Genomic DNA, 12,127 nt, shown 5'->3' with positions numbered 1-12,127 from the left:
CTCAGTGCCGGTGCTTCTGCCCGCGCTTCGCCTTGGTGGCGGGGCGCGCCTTCTTCGCGGTGCCGCGCTTGGCGGCGGCGGCCTGTCCGGGCACGGACTTGCGGCCCACCTGATTGTTCGCTCCCGCCGCGGAGGCCGTCTTGATGGACGGTGACTTGCGGCGCGCCGGGGCCTTCGTGGGCTTGCCACTCTCGATGACGCCGCGGGCTTCCTTGGCCGCGCGCCGCGTCCCCGCCGCCGTCTTCACGCGGCCGCGGGCGGGGGTGCCCCGAATCTTGGACTGGAGGTTGGCCACTCCCCGGGCCGTCACCACCGCGGTGCCCAGGAGGACCCGCGCGCCGCGCGTGCCGGCCTGGACGGCCACCTCTTTCACCCTGTCCACCAGCCCCCGCTTGGAAATCGCCATGGCGCGCCTCGTCTCTGTGCCTGTCCTTCGCTGCCGCCAAAGGTAGTCACGGGCACACGGGCGTGAAGCCGTCCCCCCTCTCTCTCCCGCGCTCTGGCTCCGGCCATTCCAAGGTGGGCGGGAATGTGTGAAGCGGGGAAACTGGGCTAGAGTCCGGCGCACTGTCCCATTTCCTTCTCGGAGCAAGAGCATGTCCCAGGAAAACACCGGAAAGCCGAAGCGCGGCCTGAAGCGACCCATCGAGGTCGTTCGCGCGGAGCTTCTCAAGGATCCGGAGACGAAGAAGATCGCCGAGGCCGTGAGCATGAAGCTCGAGGACTACGTGGAGCTGGTCCTCAAGTACGCCCAGGACAAGGACAAGGAGGCCGAGGTCGCCGTCATCTCCGACGAGGAGCTGCGCCGCAACGGCTTCAACCCCCTCTCCTCCGAGGAGGCCGCCAACATCCTCATCAAGGGCATGAAGGGCGAGCTGCCCGGCTCACCCCCGGACTTCGAGGCCTCCAAGTTCACCCAGGACAAGGCCTCCACCGCCGGCAAGCCGTCCCTCACCTCGCCTCCCGTGGGCGGCGCCGCCCCCACCGGTCCGCAAGATCCAGCCGCCCGCCAGGAGCTGATGGATCAGCTCAAGAAGGGCAGCAGCGGCGGTAACCGTCCGTAATCCCTGGCACCACGGGCGGAGGCCGGCGGGGAAAATTCGACGAAAAAGGTGAGAGGAAACAATTCCCCACACGCACCGAGAATCCTCTCGAGTTTTCCTTCCGGCACAAATCTCCGCCTTCCGGGCATCTAGAATCCAAGGGGTACGATCATGGGCGCACTCAAGTCCGTTACGAACGTCATCAGCAAGGTCGCCAGCACGGTCAGCAAGATTGCCGGTGGCATCGCGAACATCGGCGGCAAGGCCATGGAGTTCCTCCAGAAGCCCCTGAGCTCGCTGGTGGACCCCATCGCCAAGTTCATCGGTGAGAAGGTCGGCAAGCTGCCCCTGGTCGGCAAGTTCCTGGGCCCCACGGCGGAGAACCTGGTGAAGCAGGGCGCCGCGTCCTTCCTGGGTGAGGGCACGCTGGGCAGCCTGGGCTTCCTGTCCAAGATTGCCCCCAAGGTGCAGGACATCACCAACATCGCGCAGGCGGTCAAGGGCGCGGCGGACAAGGTCGGCGCCTTCGCGGAGAACCCGCTGGGTCTGCAGAACTTCCAGAACATCATCGCGCAGAACCACGCCCGCTTCGTGGAGTGATGATCCGCGCCTCTGGCGCGAACTGGTAGCGCGCCCCAGGGCCGGCCTCCCGCGAAGCTGCGGGGCCGGCCCTTCGGCTTTGCGGGCGACGCGGCCCCCGCGCGGCGGCCCCCGCGCGGCGGCCCCCCCGCGCGGCGGCGCTCAGTGCCCTGTCTGGGCCAGGCGCCGGGTGTCGCGGATGAGGCGCTCGGTGGAGTCGCTGTCCGCGCTGTCGTAGTAGCCGCGAATCTGCCCGGCGTCGTCCACGAGCACGAAGTGCGTTCCGTGGAAGATGGAGAGCAGGTCGTCCTCGGGCGCGCCGGGCTCTCGGCCCATGCTGACCTTGAAGCCCTGGACGATTGTCTCCTTCAGCTGCTCGTAGTCGCCGGTGAGGAAGCTCCAGCGGGAGAAGTCCGCGCCGTGGCGCTCGCCATACTCGGTGAGCCGCTCCGGGGTGTCGTACTTCGGATCCACGGAGAACGACACCAACTGGAGCCCGGCGCCATGGGACGCGGTGGCGTCCTGCACGCCCACCATCTTCCGTGTGAAGGCCGGGCAGATGGTGGGGCAGCGCGTGAAGATGAAGTTGGCCACGAAGGGCTTGCCCCGGAGCTGCGTGCTCCCGAAGGGCTGACCGTCATGCCGGGTGAAGGTGAAGTCCGGCAGCGCGCCCAACTGGGGCAGGGGCCCACTGCTCTGGCCGCGGATCAGAATGGCCCCCATTGTGGCGGTGACGCCAAGCGCGGCCACGGCGACACCAGCCCAGAAGCCCGGGCGCTGCGTGAGACGGGCCCGAGGGGCGGGAAGGACGGAGTCAGCGGACATGGCCCCGGAGGTAACGGAACCCCCGGAGTCACACAAGCGTGGCCGCTGGGGTGCGACATCCTGGCTACTTGGGGGGATGATGTCACGAGTCTGTGACGACCCACCATCGTGTCACAATTCCGTGACTTCAGTGTTTTTGAATAAGTTTATGCATAAATAACTGGTCTTGCGGGGAAACATTCTCTCAGTCGTTACGAAAATGTAGGCACGTCGCCTCTCTGTTTTCAGGAGTCTGCCCCCCCGTGACGACCTACTCCGTTCGCCGTGGCGATACCCTCAGCGCGCTGGCCCAGCGCTTCAACACCTCCGTGTCGTCGCTCGCGAAGAGCAACGGCATCTCCAACCCGAACCTCATCTACGCGGGGCAGCAGCTCCGCATCCCGGACGGCTTCGACGCGCCTCGTGCTTCGGGCGGGGGCCGGGCGGCTTCCAGCTACACCGTGAAGTCGGGCGACACGCTCAGCGGCATCGCCGGCCGGTACGGCACGTCGGTGGGTGCGCTGGCCAAGGCCAACAACATCTCCAACCCGGACCGCATCTACGCGGGCCAGACGCTGACGATTCCGGGCGCGGGCGGCGCGGCGCCGAGCAGCCCGGCGCCTTCCTCGGGCGGCGGTTCGTACACTGTGAAGTCGGGCGACACGCTCAGCGGCATCGCCGGCCGGCATGGCACGACGGTGAGCGCGCTGGCCAATGCCAACAACATCTCCAACCCCAACCTCATCTACGCGGGCCAGCGGCTCACGATTCCGGGGGGGGGCGGCGCGTCGCCCACCCGGCCGACGCCGAACCAGCCGCCGGTGGGGGGCGTGGGTGGCCCGAAGCCGCCGACCGGTGGCTCCGCCGGCGTGACGGTGCAGCAGCTCCGGGCGGTGATGCCCAACCTGTCCCAGGCGACGGCGGAGCAGTACCTGCCCCACCTGAACCGGGCCATGGCGGAGGCGAACATCACCACGCCCATGCGCAAGGCGGCCTTCCTGGCGCAGCTCGCGCACGAGAGCGGCCAGCTCCGCTACATGGAGGAGATTGCCTCCGGCGCCGCCTACGAGGGCCGCAGGGACCTGGGCAACACCCAGCCGGGCGACGGCGTCCGCTACAAGGGCCGTGGCCCCATCCAGTTGACGGGCCGCGCCAACTACCGCGCCGCGGGCCAGGCGCTGGGCATCGACCTGGAGGGCAACCCCCAGCGCGCCAAGGACCCGGACGTCGCGTTCCGCATCGCCGGCTGGTACTGGTCGTCGCGCAACCTCAACACCTACGCGGACGCGGGCAACTTCCGCGAGGTCACCCGCCGCATCAACGGTGGCTACAACGGCATGGCGGACCGCGAGATGTACTACCGCCGCGCGCAGAACGTCTTCTGAGCCCGCGCTCCCAACGCGCGGTGCGGTGAAGCGGGGACCGTGGCCATGGAGGCCCCGGTCCCCGTCGCGTTTCGGGCGAGTCCCATTGGGGAGATGCCGCGTCCAGCCGGGGCGACCGCCGAACGCGCGTGGCCCTGGGAGGCGCCCTGGTGTGCCGGCTGCATTGGACAGGCCGTTCCCACCCGGAGCGCGTCCCATGCCTCGTATCGATTCGTCCGGCAGTTCCTCGTTGTCCACCATCGACACCCCCACGGAGGCCGGAGCGGCGCCCCCGTCTCCGTCACGCGCCGCGGAGCCCCGCGCGCAGGCGTCCCCTCCGCGTAACGAGGTGCGCGCCTTCGACGGATCCGCCGCCAAGACGCCGGAGCCCTCGTCTCGCGGATCCACGCCTGCTGGTGCGGGCCCCGCCCGGTCCGCGGGGGAGATGGCCGTGCTGGGAGGCTGGTCGCGCCCGGACGGCTCGAAGGAGGCGCCCACGGACGTGCTCGAAGGCATCCGCGCGCGCCTGACGCGGAGCCTGGAGAACTGGACCGTCGGCGCCGATGACGTGCGGGCGGTGCACACCGCGCTGGGAAGTCTCCCGGCGGGCACGTACCGGGTCGCGCTGGAGCGCTTGCAACAAGAGGGGCTGCTGGGCGCATACGTGAAGGCGCAGGACGCGGGCTCGCGGCTCGCGTTCCTGGAGCAGGCGGAGTCGAAGGGCGTGCTCCATCGGCGCAACGGGGAGCCGGGCCCGGTGGGCCCTCTGGGCTACCCGGCGGTGCCGGACGTCTTCGTCAATGACCGGCGGCTGCCGGGGGCGATGCGTGACGCGGTGAACGCACACGCCATCGATGTGGGCGCGGGCTTCTACCGGGCGCACACCGAATACCTCGGCCGGTATGCCCGCGCGGTGGATGGGGCCCAGAGCCTCCAGGAACTGGGAGCGCTGGGACCGCCACGCGCCGCGCACCTGCCCGAATCCCTCCTAGGCCTCGAGTGGAAGGACCCGTCGCGGCGGGACTACGAGGCGGCCTGGAAGGCGGGCATCGGCCAGCCGAAGACGCTCAACCAGATGCTGCAACACGTCAGCGCCCGGCAGCGGGAGCTCTCTGGGGAGCGCGCCGGGGGCACGGTGCAGCTTCACGGCAAGGTGGGTGTCAGCAGCGAGAGCGCCCAGTGGAGCGCGAAGGCAGCGCTCGACACCCGGGGACACGGGGAACTGAAGGGGGACGTGGGCGTCTCCGCGCGCGCGGGCCCCGTGGGCGTCGAGCTGTCACACGACAGCTCGGGCGAGACGGAGGGGAAGGTCAAGGTGAGCCTGGGACTCGTGGAGCTCAGCCTGTCATCGGACGGCGAGCAGCGTGTCGCGGTGGGCGTCGGCTCGCTGTTCCAGGTGTACGCGACACTCAACGCGAAGAAAGCGGAGCTTGGGGGCGGCGTGTCAGCGAAGCTCAAGGCGGATGGGAGCCAGGCCAGCGCCGAGGCGGGCTTCTCCATGAAGGGCCTGACGGCGGAGTGGGCCCAGCAAGCCTTCGACCCCGGGCATCGGGGCGTCTTCCAACCGCCCGCCGAACTGGCATCCCGCACGGCCTGGGACGCGCTGCCTGAGTCCACGCGAGCGGCCTATGCGAAGGAGGGGTGGAATCGGGAGGCGTGGACCCGGGCCTTGCCGCGCTGAGGACCCGGACCTGGGCCGCGAGCCCAACGCTCAGGAAACCGCTTCCGGTGACTCGGGGGGCGGCAGGTGGCGAGCGGGTTCATCGGCCTGCTGCCGAGGCCACACCAGGTAGCAGGCGATCAGGGGGAGGTACCAGGGCGCGGCCACCCACAGCCACGGCACGTTCGTCGCCATCCGTGTCAGCATGAGGACGCCGCCGAACCAGAACAGGCCCTGAATCCCCAGGCCCAGGCTTCCGAGGTACTGGAGCGGGCGCGCCTTCGTCCAGGTTCCGAGGAGGGCCAGGAGCGCGGGCGCGATGACGGGCAGCAGGTACGGCGTCAGCAACGCACCCATATCGTCGAGCGTGCGGACTTCCGGGAGGGCCATCAGGATGAGCTGCAACACCAGGCAGAGGAGCGTGACGGCCGTCGCCAGGATGGGCGAGCGGAGGAGGCGCGACGTGGGGGTTTCCGTCGTCGGCAGCCCCCGCTCACTCCGGGCCCGCTCCAGGGCGTCCGGGGGGACCTCCAGCGCATACGGGTAGCCCAGCTCCAGCAGGGCCTCCACCGCCGCGGTGTGCACCGTGATGCCGGCGCTCCCCGTCAGGACACTGGCATCCCCCGGCAGCGTCATCAGGGACAGCAGGTAGTCCGTTCGCTCGCGCAGGGCCTCCGGGTCTCCAGCGGGACGCTGGGCAATCGCCGCGATGAGCGCGTCCACCTCCGAGGGGATGACGCCGGGCGAGCTCAGGGCGCGCCGCAGCGCGGCCAGCGAAGGGGTGGCAGGCAGTGGCGCCAGGGATTCCACAAGGGAATCGCTCGTCGGCTCGGCGGGGCGGGTATGCGTGGAGGTCATGGCCGCGGAGACGAGAGTCTACCACCGGGCCCTGTGGCGAGTCCCCCGCGCGGCCGTCCGGAGGGCGAGGGGCCGGGCCCTTCGGAGGGACATGTCCTCGAGGCGTGCGCACCCTTCCCCTGGGTGACTCTTTCACGAGGAGCGAGGCAGCGCATGGCGATGGAGCGAGCGCAGCGGTTCGTGGATGCACTGGCGAGGCTGGAGAAGGAGGGGGACCTGGAGACCCTCGTCTCCCTCTTCAGTGACGACGCACAGGTGAGCAACGTGGCCTCGCCGCAGGTCTTCTCCGGCCAGGAGGGCGCCCGGCGGTTCTGGCGTGAATACAAGGGCACCCTCCAGCGCGTGGAGTCCACCTTCCGCAACATGATTGAGGCCGGCTCACGCGTCGCGCTCGAGTGGGAGACGCAGGGCACCGCCCACAACGGCGCGGCGGTGGCTTATGAGGGCGTGTCCATCATCGAGTGGGATGGCGACCGGATCCGCCGTTTCTACGCGTACTTTGATCCGCACGCGCTCGGCCTGGAGCTGACCGCCGGCAGCGCGCCGCGCTCGGAAGTCCCCGCCACCACCCCCGCGTGAGGCGTGAGGCCGCCCCGCCTCGGGGCGTCAGGTTTCTCCCTGTGAAGTGAGCCGCCGGGCTCGCCAGCCCGGACGCGCCCTCCACCCCTGGCCGTTGCTCGACACTGAGCCGTGACCTTCAGGCACCTGCCGATTCCCAAGTGCGGACGCTACCGTCAGCCGCCGCGTCCCCGGACTGCCGACGCTGTTCGGACAGGGGGCCGCGGAAAATCATGCCGGTCCGCCGATTTTTAGGCGGTACCGTTCGACGCGGTGCGTTTCCCGGAAAGCCCGGCCGCGATAGCGTTCGCTCCGTCCTCGGAGGAGGTGGGTTGGTGATGGTGTGGCGGAGGACACGAGCTCGGATGACCGGTACTGACCCGGCAGTTTGCTTTGCGTCTACACGGAAAAGCCTGATGACCCGCTTTGCTGCCTTCTTCGTCGTCCTGTCGCTGATTGCCGCACCCCACACCGCCTGGGCCCAGCAGCGCCAGACCGAGTCCGCGAAAAAGACCCGGGCGGTGAAGTCTTCCACGAAGACGAAGGCCACGAAGACGAAGGCCGCGAAGCCGGCCAAGGCCACGTCGAAGCGCAAGCCCGTGAAGAAGGGCAAGAAGGCCGCGCCGGCCGTGGATTCGCGGGCCGTGGACGCCCCGGAGCTTCAGCCCGCCCAGCCCATGATGCAGGTGGAGCCCGCCAGGCTCCTGTCTCCGACGGACGACGCGCCCACCGTCCAGAAGAAATCCGGGGAGGCCCCGGCGGAAGGGGGCGACTCGCTGGACTTCGACCTGCTGGAGCCCGCCGAAGCCGCGGCCGCCGCGCAGGTGGACCCGGACCTGGAGAAGCGCATTGGCCGGCGCCGCACCATGCTCAAGCTGCACCAGGGCCTGGGCTTCGCGATGGCCGCCGGTCTGGTCGGCACCACGGTGGTGGGCCAGCTCCAGTTCAACGACTCGTTCCGCGGCGGCGGTGATGACCGCAACCTGCTGGGCCTGCACCGGGGGCTCGCCATCGGTACGTCGGCGCTGTTCGCCACCGTGGGTCTGCTGGGTGTGCTGGCGCCGGAACCCTTCGAGAAGGAGTTCCGGTGGGACACCATCACCGTCCACAAGATGTTCATGGCGCTCGCCACCGTCGGCATGGTGGCGCAGATCGTCCTCGGCATCATGGCCACGGACCGTTTTGGCCGGCTGTCCGAGACGGACATTGCCACCGCACATCAGATCTCCGGTTACGTGACGTTGGGCGCGGTGTCGGCCGGCGTCTTCACACTGTTCTTCTGAAGCGCATGCCTTTCGTAGTGGTTTCCTGGAGGTTGACGTGATTGCTCGACGAATCGCCCTGATCGCCACCCTGGTGCTCGCGCTGCCCGCAGTCGCGCAGTCGCAGGCCCGCACGTATAGTGTCAAGAAGGACGCCAGCTCGCTCACCTACAAGCTCAAGCACAAGCTGCATGAGGTGGTGGGCAAGGCGCCGCCCAGTGACGGCAAGGCCCGCCTGCTGCCGGACGGCACGCTCCAGGTGGCGGTGCGCGCCAACGTGAAGGACTTCGATTCGGGCAACGCCAACCGCGACGCGCACATGCTGGAGACGACGGACGCGGCCAGGTTTCCCATCATCGACTTCAAGGGCGTGGCCACCGGCGTGAAGCCGCCCACCAGCTTCCCGGCGAAGGTGCCGGTGAAGGTGAAGGGCCAGCTGACGTTCCACGGCGTGAAGAAGACCGTGGAGATTCCGATGACGGTGCTGTTCAAGTCGGAGAAGGAGGCGGTGGCCGAGGGCAGCTTCGACATCAGCCTGGATGCCTACAACGTCAACCGCCCGTCGCTGTTGATGGTGAAGGTGGACGACGTCCTGGTGCTGGAGCCCAAGCTGGTATTCGAGGTGGAGGGTACGTGAGTTCGACGCGACGAGGATTCCTCAAGGGCATTCTGGGAACAGGCGCGGCGAGCGCGGCGGCGACGACGCTGCCGGGCTGCGCGCCGGACATCAACCCCGCTCCGGTGACGGACGTCACGGCCAGCGAGCAGGGGACAGTGGACATCCTGGTGTCGCGCTATCCGGATTTGGAGCCCGTGGGCGGCGCGTTGACGGTGCGCGTCCCGGGTGAGCAGGTGCCGCTGCTGGTGGTGCACTCCAAGGACGACGGCGCGCCGGACGACTTCTCCGTGCTGTCGTCGCTGTGCACCCACGTGGGGTGCCCGCTGGGCTTCGACGGCAAGGACGTCATCTGCCCCTGCCACCTGTCGCGCTTCAGCGCCACGGATGGCTCGGTGCTCCAGCGGCCGGCCACCGTGCCGCTGCAGACGTTCTCGGCGGCGTACAACCCCAACACCGGTGTGCTGCGCATCAACCTGCGCGCGGGCCAGAGCGACTTCCCGTCCGCGGTGAACGGGCAGGTGGTGCTCCCGCTCAGCCAGTTCCCCCAGCTGCGTGACGTGGGCGGCTCGGTGACGGGGGTGCCGTCCGGGTACGGCAAGCGCATCTTCGTGTTCCGCTTGCAGGACGGTTCGCTGTCGGCGGTGGACTCCGTGTGCACCCACGCCTTCTGCGAGGTGAACTACCGGGAGCAGGAGGCGGACCTGTTCTGCGCCTGCCACGCGTCCATCTTCACGCGCGCCGGCGCGGTGACGCAGGGCCCGGCCACCCTTCCCCTCAAGAAGTTCACGGTGTCTGAGACGGGCGACTCCATAGTGCTGACCGGCGTGGCGTGAGCCATGCGCCGGGCGCGGGTGGGCCAGACATAGGGCCCGCCCGCACCCGAAGGGAACGCGGCATCGCTCAGCCGAGCCGGCTCCAGAAGGAGCGCTTGGAGGAGATGCGCTCCAGGGCTTGTTGCAGCTCCTCGTCGTGGTCGGCGCGCAGGGCGATGTCGCCCAGGGAGATGATGCCCACGACGCCGTCGTCGCGCTCCACCACGGGGATGCGGCGCAGCTGACGGCGTCCCATCAGCCTGATGACGTCATGGAGCGTGTCGTCCGGCGTGACGGCCTCCACGTCATCCGTCATCACGTCGCACGCGCGGAGTTGTTCCGGCGAGCGGCCCCCGGTGAAGGCGCGGACCACCAGGTCCCGGTCGGTGACGATGCCCACCAGCCGGCCCCGCTCGTCCACGATGGGGACGACGCCGCAGGACTCGTCCTTCATGATTCGCGCGATGTCCCGCAGCGGACTCTCCGGGCGCGCCGTGCGCACGGCGCGCGTCATCACCTCGCGGGCCAGCAGGGGCTCATGACGCCAGCGGCCGCGGCGGGCGCGGTCGTCCCGGCGGGAAGTGCTCGCCTCGGAGCGGCCCGCGATGGCGGTGTAGACCTGGGTGCTCGCTCCGTCACGCCGTGCGCCGGTGGACGAAGGCGCGCCTGTTCCAGCCCAGCGGTGGGTGCTCGCTTCGTCACGGGCTGAAGCGGGCGCCGCGCCTTCCCCTCGGTGGGTGCTCGCCTCGTCGCGGCCCGGGCCGAGGGAGGCGCTCCGGTCCATCCGGTAGCGGGGGCGCGCGTCTCCATGGCGCTCCTCGCCGTGCAAGCCGCGCTCACGGCCGTGGAAGCGTACGTCGCGGTAGGACTCCCCCTGTGGCGGCTGGGGGCGAGAGGGCTCGCCGCCACCGCCGCCGTAGCCGGTGCGGTCCCAGGACCGGTAGTCAGCGCGTTGGCGGGAGAACTCGACGTCCTGTTCCCCGGTGTCGTGCCGGGGGCCCCAGCCGGTGGCAGAGTGGCTGTCCCGGTCGTCCCGGCCGTAGGGGCCGCTGTCCTCCGGGGGCGTGCCGTACACGTCCTCGCGAGGCCCGTCGTCCACCTGGGTGCGCGGCAGGGCCATGCGCATCGTCGCCGCGCGGTGGTAGCGGCCCTGCCGGGTGGAGGCCTCCTCGTCGCGGGCGGGGTTCCAGCCGGTGAGGTCGGACTCGGCGCGCTCACGCGAGCCCGGAGGCGCCACGTCCGCCTCGCGGTGGGTTTCGTCCCTGCCGTTGTCCATGCTTCTGTGGGCCATGACTCTCCTCGGGCGAAGTCGGGTTCAAACTGCAACGCTGGTGGTGAGGCCGCGTGCCTCCAAGGTGCGAGCGTCCAGGCGAGCGGGTGCCTGTCCCGCCCTGGCGTTCCTCACCCCGCGGCCAGCGCGTCACCCAGGCGCACCAGTCCGCTGAATTCCTCCAACTCCGCGCCCGCGTCCGGCGCGGCCACCGCGAGCGTCCCCGAGGGAAGGTGCCGGGTGAGGCGGTCGAGCACGTCGCGGTGGGCCTGGGCCCGCGCCTGCTCCACCGAGGCCAGGCGGGACAGCGCCGCCACCGCGTGCTCCGCGTGACGGTCGCCTCCCGTGTGCTCCAGCAGTGCCTCCGGCGCCGCGAGCACGTCGTCATGGGCCCAGCTCCGGTTCAGCACGTAGCCCGCGAAGGGCAGGCCCCGCGCGGCCAGCGTCTCGCGGAACCAGGTGGCTTCGCGCAGGGAGGCGGGTTCGGGGGACGTCACCAGCAGGAAGGCCGCGTCCGGCGACGCCAACCGCTGGTACAGCCGCTCCGTGTGCAGCCGCATGCCGGAGAAGAGGCCTCCGAAGGCGCCGATGAAGCCGCGCATCTCCTGGGTGAAGCCCGCGCCGAAGATGCCCGCCAGGACGCGGTCCACCACCGCCTGCGCGCCGTGCCACAGCCGCCCGCCGTGCGCCCGCTTCTCCGGGCCGAACAGCGACACGATGCGTTCATCCAGGAAGCGCGCGAGCCGGCCAGGCGCGTCCAGGAAGTCCAGCGCGTGCCGGCTGGGGGGCGTGTCCAGCAGGATGAGCTCGTAACGGCCGTCCGTGAGGAAGTCGTCCAGGGCCTCGGCGGCGGCGTACTCCTGCACGCCCGCCACCAGCTCCGACAGGAAGCGGTAGAGGCGGTGGTCGACAATCGCCCGCGCCGCCTCGGGCGTGGGCGCCAGCCGGTGCACCATGCGCTCGAAGACGGCGCGCGGGTCCAGCATCCACACGTCGAGGAGGCCCGTGCCCCAGGGGCCGTCGGCGAAGAGGCGCTCGGGGGGAATCGACGTGGGTTCGGGGCCGCTCTCCTGCAGTCCCATGGTCTCCGCGAGCCTGCGCGCCGGGTCGATGGTGAGCACCAGCACCCGCCGTCCCGCGCGCGCGGCGGCCACGCCCAGGGCCGCCGCCGTCGTCGTCTTGCCCACGCCGCCCGCGCCACACAGGACAACGATGCGCTTGTCACGCAGCAGCCGGCGCAGGTCGCCCGCGCTCACGGTGTGAGCCCCTGTGACACGCGCCGGGGCCCACCGGCATGC

General features: G+C 70.2%; 13 protein-coding genes. 8 read left to right on the top strand and 5 right to left on the bottom strand.

Going from position 1 to position 12,127, the window contains the following annotated elements; genetic code table 11:
* Position 1: 1 nt before the first annotated feature.
* Positions 2-406 (bottom strand): hypothetical protein, encoded by a 405-nt coding sequence (locus tag F8M74_RS24440; RefSeq protein ID WP_163884551.1) that lies wholly within the window; start codon positions 404-406, stop codon positions 2-4.
* A gap of 190 nt (positions 407-596) precedes the next feature.
* Here F8M74_RS24440 and F8M74_RS24435 point away from each other — a divergent pair, with 190 nt between their 5' ends.
* Together F8M74_RS24435 and F8M74_RS24430 are read left to right on the top strand one after the other, a co-directional pair.
* Positions 597-1,064 (top strand): hypothetical protein, encoded by a 468-nt coding sequence (locus tag F8M74_RS24435; protein ID WP_026114269.1) that lies wholly within the window; start codon positions 597-599, stop codon positions 1,062-1,064.
* Between the two features lie 150 nt (positions 1,065-1,214).
* The gene (locus tag F8M74_RS24430; RefSeq protein ID WP_090491230.1) at positions 1,215-1,643 is read left to right on the top strand and encodes a hypothetical protein; all 429 of its coding nucleotides are present in this window, start codon (positions 1,215-1,217) and stop codon (positions 1,641-1,643) included.
* Between the two features lie 141 nt (positions 1,644-1,784).
* Here F8M74_RS24430 and F8M74_RS24425 read toward each other — a convergent pair whose 3' ends face one another.
* Complete coding sequence (locus F8M74_RS24425) at positions 1,785-2,345, bottom strand: SCO family protein (protein WP_228559831.1); 561 nt, start codon at positions 2,343-2,345, stop codon at positions 1,785-1,787.
* Between the two features lie 344 nt (positions 2,346-2,689).
* On the opposite strand from F8M74_RS24425, the gene F8M74_RS24420 reads away from it, so the two are divergent.
* Positions 2,690-3,811 carry a LysM peptidoglycan-binding domain-containing protein gene (locus F8M74_RS24420; protein WP_141256531.1) on the top strand — a complete coding sequence of 374 codons (1,122 nt, stop codon included), beginning with the start codon at positions 2,690-2,692 and terminating at the stop codon, positions 3,809-3,811.
* 196 nt (positions 3,812-4,007) lie between these two features.
* Positions 4,008-5,471, top strand: coding sequence for a hypothetical protein (locus tag F8M74_RS24415; protein WP_228559833.1), 1,464 nt, complete (start codon positions 4,008-4,010; stop codon positions 5,469-5,471).
* A 30-nt stretch (positions 5,472-5,501) separates the two neighbouring features.
* Here F8M74_RS24415 and F8M74_RS24410 read toward each other — a convergent pair whose 3' ends face one another.
* Positions 5,502-6,260: a hypothetical protein gene (locus tag F8M74_RS24410; protein ID WP_228559835.1), complete on the bottom strand. Its 759-nt coding sequence runs from the start codon at positions 6,258-6,260 to the stop codon at positions 5,502-5,504.
* Between the two features lie 201 nt (positions 6,261-6,461).
* Here F8M74_RS24410 and F8M74_RS24405 point away from each other — a divergent pair, with 201 nt between their 5' ends.
* From F8M74_RS24405 to F8M74_RS24390, 4 genes are all read left to right on the top strand, one after another.
* Positions 6,462-6,887, top strand: a complete 426-nt coding sequence (locus tag F8M74_RS24405) for a nuclear transport factor 2 family protein (RefSeq protein WP_171410315.1) — start codon at positions 6,462-6,464, stop codon at positions 6,885-6,887.
* A 395-nt stretch (positions 6,888-7,282) separates the two neighbouring features.
* Positions 7,283-8,149, top strand: a complete 867-nt coding sequence (locus tag F8M74_RS24400; RefSeq protein WP_141256534.1) for a hypothetical protein — start codon at positions 7,283-7,285, stop codon at positions 8,147-8,149.
* A 37-nt stretch (positions 8,150-8,186) separates the two neighbouring features.
* The gene (locus F8M74_RS24395) at positions 8,187-8,765 is read left to right on the top strand and encodes a YceI family protein (protein WP_090491236.1); all 579 of its coding nucleotides are present in this window, start codon (positions 8,187-8,189) and stop codon (positions 8,763-8,765) included.
* Entirely contained in the window at positions 8,762-9,580 is an 819-nt protein-coding gene (locus tag F8M74_RS24390; protein WP_141256535.1) for a ubiquinol-cytochrome c reductase iron-sulfur subunit, read from the top strand. The genes F8M74_RS24395 and F8M74_RS24390 overlap by 4 nt, the downstream gene beginning before the upstream one ends.
* A gap of 67 nt (positions 9,581-9,647) precedes the next feature.
* Here F8M74_RS24390 and F8M74_RS24385 read toward each other — a convergent pair whose 3' ends face one another.
* Positions 9,648-10,850 (bottom strand): CBS domain-containing protein, encoded by a 1,203-nt coding sequence (locus F8M74_RS24385; protein ID WP_141256536.1) that lies wholly within the window; start codon positions 10,848-10,850, stop codon positions 9,648-9,650.
* A gap of 110 nt (positions 10,851-10,960) precedes the next feature.
* On the bottom strand, positions 10,961-12,085 hold the full coding sequence (locus F8M74_RS24380; RefSeq protein WP_141256537.1) for an ArsA-related P-loop ATPase: 1,125 nt from the start codon (positions 12,083-12,085) through the stop codon (positions 10,961-10,963).
* Positions 12,086-12,127: the final 42 nt, after the last annotated feature.

It is taken from the genome of Myxococcus sp. CA023 (genome assembly GCF_010998615.1).
Classification (GTDB): domain Bacteria; phylum Myxococcota; class Myxococcia; order Myxococcales; family Myxococcaceae; genus Myxococcus.
This window is presented reverse-complemented; position numbering and strand designations above follow the sequence as displayed.

Bases quoted from the DNA above. Each gene is read 5' to 3' on its own strand.
- F8M74_RS24440 (WP_163884551.1), bottom strand. From the start codon at position 406: ATGGCGATTTCCAAGCGGGGGCTGGTGGACAGGGTGAAAGAGGTGGCC.
- F8M74_RS24435 (WP_026114269.1), top strand. From the start codon at position 597: ATGTCCCAGGAAAACACCGGAAAGCCGAAGCGCGGCCTGAAGCGACCC.
- F8M74_RS24430 (WP_090491230.1), top strand. From the start codon at position 1,215: ATGGGCGCACTCAAGTCCGTTACGAACGTCATCAGCAAGGTCGCCAGC.
- F8M74_RS24425 (WP_228559831.1), bottom strand. From the start codon at position 2,345: ATGGGGGCCATTCTGATCCGCGGCCAGAGCAGTGGGCCCCTGCCCCAG.
- F8M74_RS24415 (WP_228559833.1), top strand. From the start codon at position 4,008: ATGCCTCGTATCGATTCGTCCGGCAGTTCCTCGTTGTCCACCATCGAC.
- F8M74_RS24405 (WP_171410315.1), top strand. From the start codon at position 6,462: ATGGCGATGGAGCGAGCGCAGCGGTTCGTGGATGCACTGGCGAGGCTG.
- F8M74_RS24400 (WP_141256534.1), top strand. From the start codon at position 7,283: ATGACCCGCTTTGCTGCCTTCTTCGTCGTCCTGTCGCTGATTGCCGCA.
- F8M74_RS24385 (WP_141256536.1), bottom strand. From the start codon at position 10,850: ATGGCCCACAGAAGCATGGACAACGGCAGGGACGAAACCCACCGCGAG.